Raw genomic sequence first — 18,280 nt, 5'->3', positions numbered from 1 at the left:
CGTTGCGGGCGATTGGCGCAGCGGGAGCGCGCTTCCTTCACACGGAAGAGGTCACTGGTTCGATCCCAGTATCGCCCACAGTTAAACAGCAGGTCAGAAGCCAGGTCCGGCAATCCGGAGCCTGGCTTTCTTGATTTAAGTGGGCAAGCTGAGGTCGGTTCGGCGCACTACTTTGCGCTGTCCAATACGGACCCTTGTTGGGTTGACCGACGAGTACCCTCGTGCGGATGATCTCGCATGACGTAACAGACGTACTCCACAGCTGGGCAAAGGGTTTAGCCGCCGTCAGGCGCAACTCCGTGCCCGTCGAGACCGCCTGGGGCCTACGGATCGACGAGGTCCGGCCGAAGACCCGCTCCCGCTGTCTGGTGTTTCGCGACGACCTCGACGCGGTGCGAAGCGCGGCGAAGGAAGCGGCCGCACCGCACGGTGTGATCATCGTGGCCGCCGCTGAGGACGCGGCGGCCGCCCTTCTCGGGCCGGACTGGCAAAGCACACCGCCGGAGCCACTCATGACAACCACACTGCGGCAGACCGCGCCGAGCGTTCCCGCCGGCTATGACCTGAGCGCCACGATCGACGCGGGCGTTACCAACGTGCGCATACATTCCGAGACAGGCGAGGTCGCCGCAGCGGGATACACCGCAGTGGTGGACGGTGTCGCCGTCGTGGATCGCGTAGCCACCGATCCCGAACACCAGCGCCGCGGCTTGGGCACAGCGGTGATGAACGCACTCGCCGCCGCAGCAATGGACCAGGGAGCCGTGACCGCCGTGCTGCATGGGACGGAAGAAGGACGTGCGCTCTACGAGCGTCTCGGCTGGCAATTGCATACGAAGATCACGAGCTTCACCCGCGAGGCATGAACTGACGAGCGTGGCCAATCCGGTGCGACGGCCACCTGCTTACGGCGCGTTGAAGACTTCGTAGTCGAGGTGGTAATGCGCATCTTCGTTTTGGAAGTAGGCGCGGTGCCAGCCCTGGCCCAACTCGTCTCTCCTGATCACGTGAGTACCGATATGGTCACTGGTCGGCCAGTCCGCATCGATCAGCTTGACCATCGCTTCTGACTTGCCAGGCGGGAACACCATGAACTTATCCGTGTTGCGATCACGTCCGCCTTTCATCAGCCCTTGCCAGAACACGATGTCGTCGAACCTAAGGACGGCTTCATCTTCGGTTGCGTCGTCGGTCGAGTAGCAGTGCAGTATCGCGAAGTGCACCTGAACACCCATGTCTGCCTCCTCCACAAGCTTCAGAGGTGTCAACACGCCACTAGTTCCAGCCCTGGCCAATGCTCGGCGGCGGCCCTTGTGTTCCTGCGCCCCAAACTCACAGGCCAGGCACCCTGAACAACACTCATCTTGATCATAAACCTGAATGCCTCCAGCGGGCAGGGCCCCACCTCCGGCTGGATCTGGGGAGCTCTGGAATGGCTGGACGGCCGTGGCGTCTTACTCAAGGATCGGTCTTACGAGGAGGTAGGGCGCACGTATGTCTCAGGTCAGTTACATCGTCCATGACGATCCTGTGGGGCGCGGTGCCAGTAACCACCTCGTCCTGGTCGATCTTGAGCGGTTTGGTTTCCCAGGCGAATTTGAGCAGCTGTGGCTTGACTATGACCAGGACGGCAACTTTAGGCTCGCGTGCTTGCCGTTTCCGGGTGTACGGCCTGGCGCTCAGGGATCAGGTCGCGCTAAACGCCAACAAGACAACGATTACCAGGCTCGCTCAGCGGAGCGGGCACAGGCTCCTCAGGCTCGTCTTGGCAAAGACACTTCCGCCCGCCGAACGCCTCTCGCTTCGCCAGGAATTCGTCGGAGCCATCTCTGCCAACGGTGCCCTTGCGGAATGGAGCGGCCGGTGGCATCTCGCCGTTGATGTGCCACCGGAAAGTTCGATCGACTTTGTTGAACGGATCGTCACCCCTCACCTTGAAACGGAAGGCGTGTACTGGGAGTGGGCCGACGCCGAGCACTTTAACTGAACAAACTCCCACAACTGGTGGACCCGCTGCCCTTGTGGTGGGACCGGGCAGCGGGTCCTGCTTGGATTACGGGTAGGCCCGCTCGCCCGGTGGGCGCCTGAAGCCGGAGCGCAGGCACTCTTCGCCGCAGAAGACTCCGGTTCCGTCTATGCCGAGGTTGGAGCCGATGTAGGGCACCGAGGCGCCAAATGCTCCGAATCCTACGGCGATCTTGGCATTGCCTTTGTACCAGCCACTTCCCGGCCTGGTCCATCGTCCATTCGCGACAAGTTCTCGGCCGGTTTTGATGGACTCGCGGCCGCCCTTGACTAAGGCTCCGCCCGCCGCGCCTAGGCCCAGCGAGGCCACGCCGAAGCCGCATTCGAAGGACTTGCCCTGATAGCAGCTCACCGAAGTGCCCAGGGCTGACATGCCCAGCCCGATCATGCCCAGTAGTCCGCAAGGCGGGCAGGCGAACAGTCCGGCGATACCCAGCCCGATAGCGATCAGCTTGAAAGCCTTGCTGTCAGTGATTTTGCTGAGATCGTTGACGTTATTGGTGAAGTTGTCGCCCTTGGAGCACCAGAAGTCCGCACGGCAGGCCTTGTGCTCCTGTTTCTCGCGCTGTTCGGTCAAGTATTCCTTTTCGTGCGAGCGGGTCTGCATTTCCTTTTCCCGCTTGAAATCCTTGAAGTGCGCACCCCAAGCGTTCACGGTGGCGGTGAGCTTCGCGTCCCGTAGCGCGGCGAGGTAGGCCGTTTCGCGGGCGTTGGTTTCGTATTCATAGCTCCGCATGTGCGGGCCCCAAACCTTGCGCACAGCCGCCTTTTTCGCCGACACCTGCTCCTTGATCGCTTGTGCCTGCTTGCGGTTGTCGGCGCACGCCTGACATGTGTTGCGGTTGCATACGCCGTCTGGGCACGAGCCCATCAAGCCGGTGGGGTCCGCTAACGTGACGGGGGTGTTGTTGGCGTAGGCGTAACCGTTGTGCTGCTGTGGATCGTCGGCGTTCATTATCGGGTCGACGGAGATGAACCGGCCTAGTGCCGGGTCGTAGTCACGTGCTCCGATGTGGACCAGACCCGTGGAACGGTCGTTGGTTCCGCCAACGAAACCTGTTTCGCTGGGGAAAGCCGCTGCCGTGCCACGGTTTCCGCCGAATGGCGTTTGGCGACGGGTAACCACGCCAAGGTCGCTGGCGTTGATGGCTTTCTGTGCGGTCTGCTGGTGGTCGCCCGCCAGCCAGTGCAGATCATGTCCCGCCCGCACGGCGACCGTCTTGTCACCGTGCTGGTAGTAGCGCACGGGACTCACCTTCCGCGTTGCCGCGTCTACACGGACTTCCTGGCTGCCTAGATATAGCGTGGTGCCGGCCGAGTCCTGACGCGTGAGGCGTGAGCCTTCGGCTGAGTACACAAAGGACGTGTTCCCACTGGCTCCACTCACCGAGGTGAGGTTTCCTTCGGCGTCCCAATCCAGGGTCTGTCCCGGCCGCGTTTTCATGTTGCCTGCGGCATCGTAGGTGTAGGACGAGTTCACACCGGCGACCGCCATAGTCGAGACGCCATGTGTTGGGTATTCGAAGACCTTCTTCTGAGTACCAGAGGAGTTTGTTGTGGTTTCAGAAAGGCGGTTTCCGGCGGCGTCGTAGCTAAACGACTGCCGATAGGGAGCGGGCCCTGTTATGGGTGTGGATTCCGGTGCCGTGGCACAGTCTGTGCCCGGTGTCCAGGCGTCGGTTAGCCGGCGCAGGTAGTCGTAGCGGAAGCACTGCAGGTCCGCTTGGGCGCCAAAGGGTGCGTCAGCGATCGACGTGATGTTGCCCGCGGCATCGCGCTGGTACTTAACGTCGGATTGGTTGGGGTTAGCCACCTCAGCGTCGAGCACACTGCGCTTGAGTAGCCGCGTGTGGTCCTCGTAGAGATACGTTTGCCAGACTCGCTTGTCGCCTTCGCCAAACTGCATCCGCTGCAGCTCGCCGAAACGGGTGTAGCTGCTATCGGTGACATATTTGAACGTCTTGCCGTCGTAACCGCCACTGCTGCTGATGAGCTGACCGTGGTCACCATATTGGTAGTTAATGGTTTCCGCTGGCAGGGTGCCGATCTGGGGCAGGGCGATGCTGGCGATGCTGCCGTCCGGCTTATAGCCCATGCCCGTGGTGTAGGTGCCCGCGAGTTCTGGCGCCTCAGGCGTTTCCGGAATGCTGGTCGTGGTTTCGATGGGCTGGTTGAACGCGTTGTATCCCTTGATAGTGGTGGTGTATTCGGCACCGTTGACGTAGTGCGTCGACGAAGCCGGCAGCCCGGCGCCATAGTCGGCGGTGTCGTAAGTCCAGCGCGACAACAGTTGTGGCTCGTTTGGCGTCGCCAGTTTCATCTCCGTACGCCGGCCCGCGTTGTCATAGCTGAAAAGCAGTGTGTTACCAAGTGCGTCGGTGCGGCTGGTCACCTGTCCCGCCTCGTCGTAGGTCGCGTAACCCGCGCCCTTGTCCGCGTCCTGGGAACTGGTCAGCTGTCCACCTAGGTCGTAGCCATAGCGCCAGGTGTTTCCGGTGGCTCCGACGACGGTCTCGGGCTGCCCGGCTTTGGTGTAGCTGTAAGTGGTGCTGTCGTAGGCGCCTGTGGGCTGGCCACCGTGGTATTGTCGCAGCTCGATCTTCTGGCCGCGGGCGTTGCTGATTATCGTGGTGGCGATGCCTCCCGCCGGCGGTGTGACGTGCACCCGGTCACCGGCGTAAACCATGCTGGTGCGCCACTTCTCCTCCGTGGCGGCATGGAAGACCTCCAGGACGGGACGGCCAGCTCCGTCATAGCTGGTGGTTGTCACGCCCACCTTGTCAGCGTCACTGGGCACCCAAATCGTGTTGTTCTCGTCGGTGTCCAGGGGCGCGTTGTGGAAATACGGCGTGGTGCTCTTGTAGATCCGCCCTTGTGAGTCGTATTGGGTGTCGGTGAGCAGCCGGCCCCCGCCCATCGCCTCGGCCTGCACCTGGCGTGCCCGCAGCAGCCCGTCATACAGGGTCTTGGTGACGGTGTAGGTTCCCTTGGCGTTCAGCTTCGAGCTGGTCACGATCGTCGGCTTGTCCTGCCGGATCATGTACGTGTACTTGTAGTTGCTGGCCGCCGGGCGTTTGCGGTTAGGCAGCCACACGTTGGTGACCCGGCCGAGAGCGTCATAAGCCGTTTCGGTGAGCCGCCCGTTGGGGTCGGTCACCTTCTTCGGCACACCCCAGGCGACTTCGAGTTCCGTCGTGGTGGTGTGGTTGAGCGGGTTCTTGGCGATGACCTTGGTTACCGGGCCGGCGAACTGTGGCTCATAGGTGATCGTCGTCGCCCGGCCGAGCGCGTCAGCGTTCTTCACTGGCCGGCCCAGCACGTCGTATTCCGTTGTGCTGTCGAGCTCGTAGACCGGCAGCGCACCGGCCTGACGGTCCTTGAGCGACTCGACGCGGGTCGGGTTGCCCGCCGTTGGCGCCGCGCCAAAGTCCTTGCCGTCGAAGGCCACCCGGACATCGGAGATAGCGTGCTTCGGGTAGACGACGGTGCCATCACAGTTGACAGCCACGGTTTCTGTGCGCTGCCGCAAAGCCATCAGCCACTTCGCCGGGTTGCGCACGTAGGTATACGTGGTGCATCTGTCGTCGTCCGCGGTGCGGGTGTCACCGAGATCGTCGGTCTCGGTTAGCAAGCCGAGGTCGTCATAGTCGTTGGTGGTACGGGTGATCTGCCAGCCCGACTCAAGCTTGGTGTAGGTCGACGAGCCGCCCGAACGCACGATGTAGGACTTGAGGTCGCCCCGGCTGGCAAGCGGACCGCGTGACCAAGGCGTGCTGATGGTTTTGCTTACCACAGCGGCGTTTTGGTAGGTGATCGACTCGAACTCGAATCCGGTTAGCCAATCTGAATCCGCGCGCCTGCCGTTTTCGGAGTCCACGACTTCGTCACGTTCCATGCCCCGGTAGAAACGCTTCTCGGTTCTCGATTGGGTGCCCGCCGGATCCGAAGAGGCGCCGCCGGTGATGAGAACCTTTCCGTAGCCGCGGTATTCGTTGTGCAGTCGCTTGTCTGGCTTGGTGAACTCACTGGTGTCCAGGTGCCAGGCGGCGCCATCGAGGTATTCATAGCGGGTGAGCTGATCGCGCATGCCCTGGAACCGGTCAGACTCGGTCACGGTGTCCACGACGTATTTGTGGAAGTAGTCGACGCGCTCGACGTGACCGGGCTTGGCCCAGCGCACTGGGAAGCAGCGCAGGGTGTTGGTAGGGGCTTCCGCCGGTGTCGGCGAACTCGTCGTGCAGTTGGGATTGGCATACCGGATCGTGATCTGGCCGCCGCTTTCTGAGGTGATGCCCGTGATGCGGTATCGGGACAGGGCGGCGTAACCATCGCCGACCGCGACCCGGTTAGGCATCTTGGTCCCGCCGAAAGTGACCGCGGGAAGGTTGATGGTGCCACCGACGTGTCCAGTGTGGACAATGCTCTTGAGCCAGAGTGCCGCCTTCTCGCCGCCATCTGGGTTCGGGAAGGAGTGTTCTAGTTTCCACGAATCGACAGCGGTTGGCGTCCCGTCGCGCAGCACTTTGGTCGTGATGGTGGCGAGCCGTTTGCTGCTGAAGAAGGATGGCGAATTCTTCCCAGGGCACGTTTCGGCGTCACATTGCTGTTCCCACTGGGTGTCTGGCCAGTTCTCCTTTTTCGACGGTGTGCAGTCGCTGCCCGGCACGCACCGGTCCGCCACCGCGAACTCGACCCAGCCGCTGGCGGGCACGTTGTCGCGCAGCCCGTAGGAGATGGCCTCCAGGCTTCCGCCGCGCACGTAAGGGACAGCGGCGTCCTTGTTGTTGAGGCCGTACTTGTTCCACTCCTTGCGGTAGTTGAACAGGATGATGTTTCCGTTGCGGTCAACCATCTTGTCCACCTGCCAGCGCCACACCTGCTGGCACCACGAGGTGTCGAAAGTCGCGCCGTGGCAGGGCTCATTGGCGTCATCGCCGAAAACCGGGACGGTCCACGCCGACTGCGCCTCCGAACGCGACCCAAAGTAGTACGTGGTGCCATCGGTGGTGGTGATCGTCCAGTACTCACCGTTGTTGTCGCCATTATTGGCGTTGGTGTGCCTTTCGATCAGGTCACCGTCGTCGCTCTTGGCTTGCCAGATCGAGCGATTGTCGTTGGTGGGCCGGTGGATCAGCTGCCCGCCTTTGCCGGCGAAAGCGGCGATGGCGTTGTCGCTGCGCCAGCACAGATCGCCCACCTTCGGCGCGACCGTGCCATCGCCGTCATCTTCGGCGCACGGCCCGTAGACGCGTTCGATGAAACCGGGCGACAGGTCCCAGCCTTCGCCCACCCAGGATGGCTGGTTGTTGGTGGCACTGGTACGCCCGTCCGCCGACGACGACGCGTAAGACAGGGCCAGTTGTGGTTTGACCCCGCTGGCCGAGGGCGGCACCTGCAAGGGGTACGACCACGTGAAGTCGCCCGTGTGGCCAGACACGCTCCAGCTCGCCGAAGGAGAAAGCGAAGTCGCCGTAGCGTTGCCGCTGCCGTCTTGTGGCGGGGTCGTCTGCACCGGCTGGTTGCCGGTCAGTGCTTTCGCCGACGCCTGGTCTTGCGGCACGGCACCCATCGTCTGCCCCGTCACGGGGGTTGACGGGACCTCGGGCAGCGACACCGTTGGCCCCGGCACGGCGGCCGTGGCTTGCGCTGACCCGATGGCCGCGACCAGCGGAACGCATATGAACGCCGAGAGTGCGGCTGAGAGCCATCTGTTGCGTCTCAAGACCTTCTCCTTAGCTGAATTGGGGGGTGGGGTTTTGCGGCCCGTGCAGCACGTATCCCAGGCGGCTGACAACGGTGAAGCCGGAACAGTTGGATTCCCGCGCCGCGAATAGCTGCTCGTTGATCTTGCAGAGGTAAAGCGCGGCACTGTCCACTCCGGACGGAGCCGAGGGCCATATGTAGCCGAGAGTCCTCAGGACCGCCTTGCCTTCGCAGGTGGCGCTCACCGAAAGGAACTGGTCGTACTTGTCCCGGCAGGACATCAGTGCCACGGTGCCGGGCTGAGCGACCATCGGCACCCACCCATGCGGACCCTCGAGGCGATAGCCGGGTGCCGTGCTGATGGACTCCGTCCAGTGTTCGCCCTGCCCGCCGTAGTAGCGGGACAGCAGGCTGTAGGCGAGGGTGTAACCGAGCACTCCGGTGCTGGCGTTCCCACCCTCGCACTCTGGCCGGGTGGACTCGTAGCGGCCGGTGGCGTTGGCGCACTGGTAAATCGGCACCGTGGCGACGTTGGCCGGCTGTCGTTTGTAGACCAAGGCGAACTCGCCGAGGACCTTCTCACCGCCGCAGAGTGGATCTGCCGACGTGAACAGGTCTGTTCCGGCGACACAGCGGTAAAGCATCGCCGTGTCAGCACTTGCCGCCGGGATGGGCGCGCCAAGGTTGGCTTCCATCCAGTACCCCGCAATGATGGGCAGGCCCGACGGCGCGCTGTAACGTTCCCCGGCGAGATTGACGTAGCGGCCTAGTTGCCCGGCCGTCGTCGCAGGCCAGGTGGAAAGGGTCTTGAGGTTGGCCTCGGTGAACATGCCGACGTAGGTGTAGACCTCATCGAGCGTGCCAGGGAAGAACTCGGCGCGCTTCGTCTCGATCCGGCCGCGTCCGATCACTAGCCCGCCCACAGCTTTCCAGAGGGCGACGTCGTCCTTCACGCCAGCTAGTTCCCCGTTGACGTATAGCCGTAGCTGGCGCCCGGCGAAGTCATAGACGCCAGCCAGATGAACCCACTCGCCAGCCTGTACCGGGACCGGGGCTGAGGCGTAAACCAGCGGACTGCCGTCCTCGTCCTGCGCGGGTGCCCCGAACACCCAGCGGTCAATCTGCGGCCGGTATTGCAGCATGAACCCGTGGGTCCGGACGCCTTCTTGCGCCATGACCGTGGCGACCTGGTTCTTGTGGTCGAGTTTGGCCCACGCGGCGACGCTGAAGCTGTCATCCATCCGCACGCCGTCGTAAGTGGTGCGGATCGAGCCGCTGACGCCGTCTAGCTTGAGTCCCTTACCACTGATGCCGGGCGCGTAGGTTTCCGTGCCAGACGTGGCGACCGGGTTCTTGCGCCACGACGAGTCGATCGCGGTGCCGTCGTCGAACCGGAACGCGCCATAGGTCGCCGCGACAGCACTGTCGTGCAGCGCCCGCACTTCACCGTCGGTCAGGGTTCGCTGATAGGCCCGGACTTCGTCGATCACATATTTGAAGTAGTTGATGCCATTGCCACGCTGCCAGCCCCGCCCGATGTTGAAGGCGCCCATGTTGGTAATGGGGGCGATGCCCACCCGGTGTGCCGACAGCACGCCGTTGACATAGAGCCGTAGTTGCTGCGAGGCGGTTTCGTAGGTCGTTGCCAGATGCACCCAGTTATGGGCCTGGGCGGGCTCGGCCGACGTAACCGAAACCCAAGTGGTGCCCTCGGAATCCACCAGCGGCAAGGTGACTGCCCACTTGCGGGTCGAGGCCTGGTAACGCAGATCGAAGGAAGTGACGTTGACACCGTTTTGAGAAAGCACGGTGCGATCGCCGTTATCGAGATCGGAGAGGTAAACCCATGCCGTCGCCGAGAAGTTCTGCGCCGGGTTGAGCACTGGAGTGGGTGAGACCGCATGACTTGTGGTGCCGTCGAGGGTAATCGCCATGCCGTCGCGCCCGCCGATCCAGCCGGCGCCGTTGAGATTGAGCGTGCGTCCGTTGCCGCTGGCGTCCGAGGCATCCTCGTTGAGCTTCCAGTGGGCGGCCGCGTTGGCCGGCAACGTCACCGGCGCCTTGGGCGCGGGGTAAGAAGCGAACAACTTGCTTACCCGGTCGGTATCCAGGGTGCCGGTGTAGACACGGACATCGTCCACATTGCCCTTCCAGCGCTCGCCCGCCGCGCCGTCGGCTTTGCCGCGTCCAATCACGACGCCGCTGCTGGTGTTCCAAGGGTTTTGCAGGAATCCATCACCCTGGCGGACACCATCGACGTAGATCCATAGTGTCCCGGCAGCCTGGTCGTAGACTCCGGCCAGGTGCACCCACCGTTCGAAATCGCGCGGGTCGGCGTGGACGGCCGCGACATGGGGCACCTCGATGTCCAGATCGGGCAGTTCGAAAAACCACGAGCCGTACTGGTTATCGCCATCGTCGATCAGATGGCCAAGGCGGAACTTGCTGCCATCCGGCCCGTCCGCGGACACGGCGACCCGCTTGCACCATTCGCCGGGCGGGCAGGTCACTTTCTCCAAGTAGACCCACGCCGCGACCGTGAAGCTCTGGTCGGTGCGAAGCCCCAGACCGGTGCTCGTGATCGCATCGTCGGTGCCGTCGAAGCGCACGGCGTTGCCGACGCGGCCGATGGCTCGCTCCGGTGAACCGGTAAGGGTTCCCACCTTGTCGCCGACCGAATCCGCGGCGAACTTTCCGCTGGGTTCATCGAGGGCCCAGTGATGAATCAGGCTCAGATCGCGCCCGGCCATTTGCCGCACCTCGTCGGCGAATAGCGTGCGCCCCAAGACGATGACATCGTCGACGGCGCCGGAAAGGAACTCGGCACGGGCGTTGTTCCACTTCGCCGCACCGACACTAAGCTTCCCGGAGGCCACGTCCCAGGCGTTGCTGTGAACGGTGCTGCCCGCCAGCTCGCCGTTGACGTAAAGGTATAGCTGGCCCGCTGCCGCGTCATAAACTCCCGCGAGATGTGTCCAGACTCCCGTTTGGGCAAGTGGCCCGGTCACCCGGTGATGTGCCGCCGCGCCGCCTCCACCGTCCACATCGGAGCCATACATGACGAAGGCCCAGCGTCCTTCAGCCGTGGCCTGAAGCTGGAACGCACTGACCCGGTTGCCATCCTGCGAAACCACTGTGGCCGCGGCACCCTTCTTATCCAGCCGCGTCCACGCGGTGGCCGAGAAGCTGTACCGGGTATCGATCGCGTGCCCGGCACTGACGTAGTTGGCGCCAGTGAACTGCGCCGCCAGATCGTGCGGTGTGGGCAGGTTTGACTGCCCGGCCACGAAGTCGACCTTTCCACTTGGTTCGGCGCCGTGCAGGTTCGCTGGCGAGGAGTCGCGCAGGTCGCCGTCGAGCTTCCACCAGCCTTGCGCCACCTTGTTTTGCGCGACGATGCCCTGAATCTCAGCGGTATCAAGGATCCGGCTGTACGCCCGGACCTCGTCCACCAAGCCTTTCCAGTGGTTGCCCAGCGTCCCGTTCCACTTGAACCGCCCGATGGTGAACGGCCCGTTCGCGCGGAACCTATTCGCCCAGGCTCCCTGCCCCGCGACCTCGCCGTTGACGTAAAGCACGATCTTTTGTTCCGCCGCGTTGAAGACGGCGGCGACGTGGGCTGGCACACCGAGCTGGGCAGGTTGCGCCGACCGGATGACCGCGTCGCCAGGGCGGTTGTCTGCGTGGACATCCATCGACGCCCCGAACACCTCCCAGTAGCCTTTGGTACCCAGCTGGCGGTAACAAATGCCAAACGCACCAACGACTTCGCCCTCCTGGGCGACCGCGCACCGGGCATCGAGGTCTCCGGGAGCGACGTCGAGCTGAAGCCATGCGGCGACGGAGAAGCTGCCATCGGTGCGCACGACCGGGCCGCCCATGCTCACGTGTGCCGGATCGCCGCCGAGCCGCACTGAGCCTGCCGCTATGCCGCCGACCGGACCGGTCAGCTGCGCGCCGTCCAGCAAGACGCCTGAAGCACCGCCTGGTACCGCGTTAACGGCCGTCGTGGTGCCCGCTGCTTCGTCGAACTTCCAGTGGCCCAGTGCGACATTGTCACGGGCTACCGCGGCACGAATCTCCGCCGCGGTCAGCTGCCGGTCGTAGAGCTGCACCTCGTCGATGCCGCCGTGCCAGTCATCGACCAGCCTGCCGTCCCAGAGCGTCCGTCCAACCCGGACAACGCCCGTGGCCGCCCACGGGACGTGAACGCGCGCCGCGGTCGCGGTGAGCCGCCCGTTGACATAGAGCCGTAGCTGTTTGCCTGGGGCGTCATAGACACCGGCCAGATGCGTCCACTTGCCCAGATCGGCGCCGGCCGGCGCCTTCGCCCATTCCGGCGAGGTGGAGGTTGGCGACGCGGGGAGCCCGAAGACCCATTGCCCGCCATTGTCCGGCCGGTACCACAACACGAAACCGGGAGCGTGTGGACCGTCCTGGCTGACAACAGCTCGCGGGTGAGCCGGATCGTCGATACGCACCCATGCCGACGCTGAGAAGCTCACGGTCGTGTTGAGCGCCGACGGCGCCGACATGCTCCCGTGCATCCAGCCGTCTAGAAGCAGCCCATTGCCGACAGCGCTAGGGGCATAACTTGCCGCGCCGATAAGGGTGCCGTCGCGGTCGCCCAGATGCGCCGTGTCGCGGGTGTTGCCCTCGAACGACCAGTTGGCGACCGGCCCGCTGCCGGGGCGAATGTAGAGGTGCAGCACCCGCGCTTCACTCTTGCGGCCAGCCCGGTCGACGCTGCGCACGAACAGATCGCGAGGCCCATCCTTAGGCGGCACAATCGTTGTGGTCACTGTCTCGCTGAACCGGGTCAAGGTCACGATTTCGGTGGTGGCACCATCCCACCCGTACTCGTAGTGGGCGATGTCCGTGATGCCGTTGGGGTCGAAGGTGAACTTGCCGGGCACTCCAGCGCCGCCGTGCCAGCGGCCATCCTCTTTGTATAGATCGCCGGTGACGATTGGCATCTTGTCCACCGGGCTGCGGTCCACGGCGAACTCCGGGCCGTCGACTTTCGGGCCATCGTTACCCCAGTCCCGGGCTTTGACCGACCACTTGACCCGTGCGCCGTCGGCCCGTTTGCTGAGGTCGACGTCAGTCTGGAAATACTCACCGGAGTTCTTGGCGCCACCTTGGAACTCGTCGATCCCCGTGATCACCCACACGGGCGCGACCTGGTCACCGTCGTTATCGGACAACCGGGCGCCAACCTGGACCATGTTGTCGGCGAGGTAGGGCACGTCGCATAAGCCGCACTTCGGCCGCGCTGGGCTGACCGCCGGATCCGCGGGCGCGTTCGGCTTGGTGTTGTACTTGACCCACAGCCGGTGCGCCCACGGATCGTATTTACGCCAGGCGCTTTGGTCACTCTCGTTCGCGGCTGACAGGTAATAGGTGGAGCGGCCGCCCCAGTTGTTGACCCAGGTGCCCGCGAAGAACCCGACGCCACGGCTGCCCGGGCAGTGACTGTTGCTGTGCAAGATATCGGCGTTGCTCAGATGGGTCCCGGTTGGCTGGTTGTTCCAGGTGGTCCCCTCGCCGATGCCCCAGTTGGCCCAGTGCAGCGTGTGGCGCTGTGTCTGCGAGCAGTTCCAGTTCGGGCCATATACCGATGTCGTGTTCAGCCACGACTCGTGGATCTCCTTGCCGTTGAGGAACTCGGTGCCGAATTCGAGGTAGAGCCGTGCCGCCCCAATGCCTTTGCACTCGCCCGCGCCGTCCCAGCACTGTCCCACCTGATGCCAGCCGTTCGGCTCGGCCGTCTTGTTCGGGTACGCCGTACCAGCTTTGCCTGAGTACGTCTGGTTGTAGTTGGTCCGCCCAGCGTCCTGGTCCGGGTCGATGATGAGCGGGAACGTGACGCCCGGGTCGCTTAGCAGGGCAACGTCTGGCTTGAGCGTTAGACCCGTGCCGGTGACGGATACGCCGACGGGCGCTTCCTTTGGCTGCGCGGCGGAGTCCCACATCCGTGACGGCTGGGCCGCGAAAACCCGTACGCCCGCTTCGTCTTTCGCCTCCAGTCCACCGTCAGCGAGAGTGGTGAGACTGACACCCTGGGCGCGCAGGCCAAACACCACTTCCGTGAGCGCCTTGTTCTTCGCGGCGTCAGCGTTCTTGACGATCAGTTTCTGGCTGTACCCCGTGCGCGTGGCTTGCATGACCAGATCTACGCCGGGATAGACCTCGGCGTAGGTCGCCTGATCGCCAGCGACTGCCGGCGCCGGAAGGCTGGCCGCCCACGACAGTTCGATCCATCGCTCCCCCGTTCCATACCGGAGCAAAGGAACCGAACCGCCGCCGGAGAAGGCGATGTCCATCACGGCCGCCAGTGGCTTGACCATGCCGTCGGCTTGGCGTCGCAGGGTCGTGTCCACGTCAGCCCAGCCGTTGCCGCGGCGGACCCGCACCGGCCCGATACTGATCTCAGCGACCAGCTGCCCGTCGGCATTGGCCCGCACGATCCGTGACTCCGTCGTGAGTTCCGCCACGACCACCTCGGACCGCTGGCGAACCGCCGCGGCGATCGCCTCCGCCGTTGTGCTCGCCTCGGTGAGGTGTTCCAGCGCGACGGACGGGAGCGGTGCGTCTCGCGCGGTTATCCAGATGGGCAGACCCACCAAAACCAAAACAGCAAGCGCACTAGCCACCATCCGCGACGCGGACGCCTTCGGTCGCCATGACATTGGTGAACTCCCCAGGAAAACGGCACGATCGCCTCAACTCTGGGAGTTTGCTAGGAACCACTTTCAAGCCAATTTCATGCCACTTTCACTGCCCTGCCGTGATCTTGCCGGGAGCTCATCCGGGGCGCTGGCCTGGCTCGGGACGCGGTAGCTTCCCGGGCATGGCGGCGTTTCCCGATCCCCTGTGGCCCGTTGTCGTGGTTGGACTGATCCAGCTGGCTGACGGATTCTTGTGCCTGAGACCCGTGCCGTCGGGCGCGCGACTTTGGCCGTTATCTATTCATCAACGCGACGGGCATGCTAGTGCTGTGCGTAGCCACGGCGATCTACTGCTTCTAGCTTTCGTTAGAACTTGACCGGGAAGGTCGCCAGGATAATCACGGTGAGCGCGAGCCCGGCCGCGGCGACGTTGAACAATAGGGTCCTGCTGCGCCGGCCGCGGGCGCGGTCGCTGATCGCCGCGAAGAACAGGACCAGTGCGAACAGGACGGCGGTGAGCACGTAATTGTCAGCGATCTGGTTAGCGGCGCGCGCGTCACTGGCTGACTCTTCCGCCAGGCGTTCCAGGCGGGCGGCTTCGGCCTCTTCGGCCAGCGCGTACTCGGGCAGCGTGAACGGCGTCGGCGGGGCATCAGGATTGACGAAGGGCTGTGTGCGCATCCAGGCGTCAACGGCAGGCTGAAACTCCGGCCGGAACCGCTCGAAGATGAACGCGGAGATGGTTCCCGGCACCGGCTCATAGTTCGCCCCGGGACGGGCGGATTGATTGGTGACAATCTCCTCGTTGAGGGCGGTCAGCCATTGCGTGAACGTGACGACATCGACGATGCGGTGCTGCCCCGCCTGAGTCGCCATGCGTGCCGCTTCGGTGCGAAACGCGCCCGCTTCGGCGTAGGAGTTGGCTTGCTCGCCACTCCACTTGGTGCTTTCGAAACCCGCCCACGCCGTGCACACCGCGGCGGCGGCCATGATGAGCGCGAGGATGAGGTCAAGCCGCGCTGGCCCGGATTCTGGCTGCGACACCGCACCCCCAAAGACTCGTCCTAAGACGAGCCTATGGGGCGGCTAGCCGTTCAGTGCGCTTTGAAGAAATCCCAGATGAGGTCGGTCGCGTTGAGACCCGCTGAAGGGTCGCCTAACGGTCCGCTCGATCCGGGCCAGGCGTGGGTCATGTCGGGCAGCGAATACACCGTGAAGTCACTGCCGTCAGCGCACTTGGCGTCCGTACGGGTGATCGGATCGGTCTGTTTGCGGCCGAGTTCGACCGGAGCGCTTGGCGTGCACGAGTTTCGTTCCCGCCACAGTTTCGCGCCGTCCTTCATCGGGGTGAGGAAGCGGGCGTCGCTTCCGCCTTGGAACGTGACGATGGAGACCGGCGTCTTCGGCTTGTAGCTCGCTTCCAGCGACTTAGGCCCCCAGAACGAGCCGCTCACGGGTGCCGCGGCGCGGAAGATGTCGGAGGCCTCCACGGCGAGTTTGAAGCTCATGTCGGCGCCGTTGGAGATGCCGGTGACGTAGAACCGCTTCGGGTCAGCCTTCCACCGCGTGACCATCCGCTCAGCGATCCGGCGGATGAGGCCGACATCGTCCTCGGCGCCGCAGCAGATGGCCGCGTTGTAGCCGGCGGCCCAGCCGTCTGGGAAGACGGCGAGGAAATTCTCCTTATCCGCCTTGGCTTTCATGCCGGTGGTGCTAGCGGCTTCATTTCCATCGCCCGGATAGAAGTGAAGGACGAACACCACCGGCAACGCGGTCTTGCCGTCATAACTGGCTGGGGCGTGCACTTTCCAGACCCGGCGCTTTCCGTTCCACCACAACTCGGCGAAAGTGTCGCCGGGCGCTGGGGTTTCCAGCACCGCGGGTGGTTCTGGCGTGGGGCTCGCTCCGCCTGCTTCGTGACTGTCCACTTTGCACCCTGCCATTGCGGTGACAATCAGCAAGCCAAGCAAAGCTAAACGTATGCGAGACATGCGCTCACTATGACAGAACGGCTCAGCTCGAGAGGACCCTGCCGTTTTCCAGGTGCAGCCGCCGGCCTTCGAACGTGCCGCGGATGCGGCGATCGTGGGTGACCATCACCACCGCGCCAGCGTAGTCAGCGATCGATTCTTCGAGCTGCTCCACCAGATCTGGCGACAGGTGGTTGGTGGGTTCATCTAACAAAATCACTTCCGATGGGTACTGAACGAGCCGCGCCAAGTCAATACGCCGCCGTTGCCCCACCGAGAGGGTCCGTGCCGGGCGATCCAAGTCATCCGGGCGGAACAAACCAAGGCTCAGCAACAGATCGGCGTGCTCGTCGGCTGGGCCCGGCAGACCGTCAGCGAAAGCCGATAGCACCGTGCCGCTGATATCCCCAGTGTCCTGCTGACGCAGGAATCCGATGCGCTCAGGCCGGGCGACCGTGCCCGAATCGGGTCGCAGCTCACCGGCGATCACGTGCAACAGGGTGCTCTTCCCAGCTCCATTGGCACCCGTGACGAGGAGCCGTTCTCCACGTTCCAGGTGCAACTGTGGCATGTGCAACCGGTTACCCACACGGACATCCGTGCACTGAACCACGAGCCCGTCACCGGCACTGGCCGCGAAGCGGGCCGTTAGCCGCAGCGGTTCCGGCGGCGGGGCAACGGGATTAGCGGTCAGCCGTGTCACTTCTTCTTTGGCGGAACGGATCCTGCCCATCGTGCCGTGAGTGCGCGACCGTGCCCGGAACGGACCGCCACCAAAGCCTGCTTTCTCCATCTTCCGCGGGATGCCGTCCAGCCTTGCGGCGTTGGCTTCCACGAGCGATTGGTGGCGGGCCAACTCGCTGCGCCACTCGGCGTGCCGCTGGGCTTGCCGTGCCCGCATCGCCGCTTTGGCCCGCAGATAACCCTGGTAACCGTTGCCGTGACGGCGGATCGTGTGATCGTCGCCGTCGACTTCCAGTACGGTTGACGTCAGGCGTTGCAGGAACACGCGGTCGTGGGTGACCGCGATCAGCGTGCCGTGGTGCGCCCGCAGCCGCTTTTCCAGCCAGTCCAGCGCCTCGTCATCGAGATCGTTGGTCGGCTCGTCGAGCAGCAGCAGTTGTGGTTGTGCCGCAAGCACTGTCGCCAGCGCGAGGCGTGCGACATCACCGCCTGGCAGCGTGCCGAGCTGACGATCGCGAGCCAGGCCGGGGCGGCCGAGACCGTGCAACGCCACTTCCACCCGCTGATCGGCCTCGTATCCGCCGCGCGCTTCGAACTGATCGACCAGTTTCTCGTAGTCTCGGCCCTCGGCGTGCCGCAGGCGGCTTTCAAGGTCGCGGATCTCGCGCAGTCCGTGATCGATCGCGTCGGCGACGGTCGCGTGGCCAGGAAGGCCAAGCGTCTGCGTCAGGTAGCCGATGCCGCCCGGCGCCGCCACCGTGACGGTTCCGTTGCTCGGCTCCAGCGTGCCCGCGATCAGGCGCAGCAAAGTGGACTTGCCGCTGCCGTTGTCGCCGATGACACCGGCGGTCTCACCAGGACGCACGGACAGGCTGACCTGGTCGAGCACGGTCCGCTCGCCAAAGCGGACGGTAACGTCCCGCAAAGATAGTTGTTGATCTATGGCAGTAAGCATTATCGCCTCGTGATTCCCCGGCGAAGCCGATCGGGAGAAGGGTGGCAAACGATCGGGTCAAAGCGGAGCTAGAGCTCAACGCCGCCCGGTCGCGGAATCACAGGAAGAAGATAGCCACGCGGCCAGTTTAATCGGCGGTCCACCGGACCGCCAGGTGATTTGAGCTAAACGCTTTCGTTACGCAGCACGCTGCTGAAGCTCATCAGCATCCGCGTCGCCGGCGTCATCCGGCTAACCGCGGCCGCGCTGTCACTCAAAGCCTTGCGCAGTGA

At 64.0% G+C, this 18,280-nt stretch carries 8 protein-coding genes and 1 tRNA gene; 3 read left to right on the top strand and 6 right to left on the bottom strand.

Going from position 1 to position 18,280, the window contains the following annotated elements:
• The first annotated feature begins 6 nt into the window (after nucleotides 1-6).
• Nucleotides 7-78, top strand: a tRNA-Val gene (locus A3E1_RS0100490).
• Nucleotides 79-227: 149 nt separating this feature from the next.
• Nucleotides 228-866: a GNAT family N-acetyltransferase gene (locus A3E1_RS0100485; protein ID WP_063825097.1), complete on the top strand. Its 639-nt coding sequence runs from the start codon at nucleotides 228-230 to the stop codon at nucleotides 864-866.
• Between the two features lie 39 nt (nucleotides 867-905).
• Here the strand turns inward: A3E1_RS0100485 and A3E1_RS0100480 are convergent, their stop codons facing one another.
• Nucleotides 906-1,235: a hypothetical protein gene (locus A3E1_RS0100480; protein ID WP_020518787.1), complete on the bottom strand. Its 330-nt coding sequence runs from the start codon at nucleotides 1,233-1,235 to the stop codon at nucleotides 906-908.
• Nucleotides 1,236-1,519: 284 nt separating this feature from the next.
• Between A3E1_RS0100480 and A3E1_RS38180 the strand changes: the two genes are divergently transcribed.
• Complete coding sequence (locus tag A3E1_RS38180) at nucleotides 1,520-1,987, top strand: DUF4265 domain-containing protein (protein WP_026207936.1); 468 nt, start codon at nucleotides 1,520-1,522, stop codon at nucleotides 1,985-1,987.
• Between the two features lie 66 nt (nucleotides 1,988-2,053).
• Here A3E1_RS38180 and A3E1_RS38175 read toward each other — a convergent pair whose 3' ends face one another.
• From A3E1_RS38175 to abc-f, 5 genes are all read right to left on the bottom strand, one after another.
• Nucleotides 2,054-7,747 carry an RHS repeat-associated core domain-containing protein gene (locus A3E1_RS38175; protein WP_020518785.1) on the bottom strand — a complete coding sequence of 1,898 codons (5,694 nt, stop codon included), beginning with the start codon at nucleotides 7,745-7,747 and terminating at the stop codon, nucleotides 2,054-2,056.
• A gap of 10 nt (nucleotides 7,748-7,757) precedes the next feature.
• Nucleotides 7,758-14,420, bottom strand: a complete 6,663-nt coding sequence (locus tag A3E1_RS38170; protein WP_063825096.1) for a LamG domain-containing protein — start codon at nucleotides 14,418-14,420, stop codon at nucleotides 7,758-7,760.
• A 345-nt stretch (nucleotides 14,421-14,765) separates the two neighbouring features.
• Nucleotides 14,766-15,443 carry a hypothetical protein gene (locus tag A3E1_RS0100460; protein ID WP_020518783.1) on the bottom strand — a complete coding sequence of 226 codons (678 nt, stop codon included), beginning with the start codon at nucleotides 15,441-15,443 and terminating at the stop codon, nucleotides 14,766-14,768.
• A gap of 50 nt (nucleotides 15,444-15,493) precedes the next feature.
• Nucleotides 15,494-16,390 (bottom strand): alpha/beta hydrolase family esterase, encoded by an 897-nt coding sequence (locus tag A3E1_RS0100455; RefSeq protein WP_211215831.1) that lies wholly within the window; start codon nucleotides 16,388-16,390, stop codon nucleotides 15,494-15,496.
• Between the two features lie 22 nt (nucleotides 16,391-16,412).
• Complete coding sequence (gene abc-f / locus A3E1_RS0100450; RefSeq protein WP_026207935.1) at nucleotides 16,413-18,008, bottom strand: ribosomal protection-like ABC-F family protein; 1,596 nt, start codon at nucleotides 18,006-18,008, stop codon at nucleotides 16,413-16,415.
• Nucleotides 18,009-18,280 lie beyond the last annotated feature (272 nt).

The organism is Catelliglobosispora koreensis DSM 44566, from assembly GCF_000379685.1.
GTDB classification, from domain to species: Bacteria; Actinomycetota; Actinomycetes; order Mycobacteriales; family Micromonosporaceae; genus Catelliglobosispora; species Catelliglobosispora koreensis.
Note: the sequence above shows the minus strand (reverse complement) of the source record. Positions and strands in the feature narration are given on the sequence as shown.

Coding starts and splice junctions, on each gene's coding strand:
- A3E1_RS0100485 (WP_063825097.1), top strand. CDS start 228: ATGATCTCGCATGACGTAACAGACGTACTCCACAGCTGGGCAAAGGGT.
- A3E1_RS0100480 (WP_020518787.1), bottom strand. CDS start 1,235: ATGGGTGTTCAGGTGCACTTCGCGATACTGCACTGCTACTCGACCGAC.
- A3E1_RS38180 (WP_026207936.1), top strand. CDS start 1,520: ATGACGATCCTGTGGGGCGCGGTGCCAGTAACCACCTCGTCCTGGTCG.
- A3E1_RS38170 (WP_063825096.1), bottom strand. CDS start 14,420: ATGTCATGGCGACCGAAGGCGTCCGCGTCGCGGATGGTGGCTAGTGCG.
- A3E1_RS0100455 (WP_211215831.1), bottom strand. CDS start 16,390: ATGTCTCGCATACGTTTAGCTTTGCTTGGCTTGCTGATTGTCACCGCA.
- abc-f (WP_026207935.1), bottom strand. CDS start 18,008: ATGCTTACTGCCATAGATCAACAACTATCTTTGCGGGACGTTACCGTC.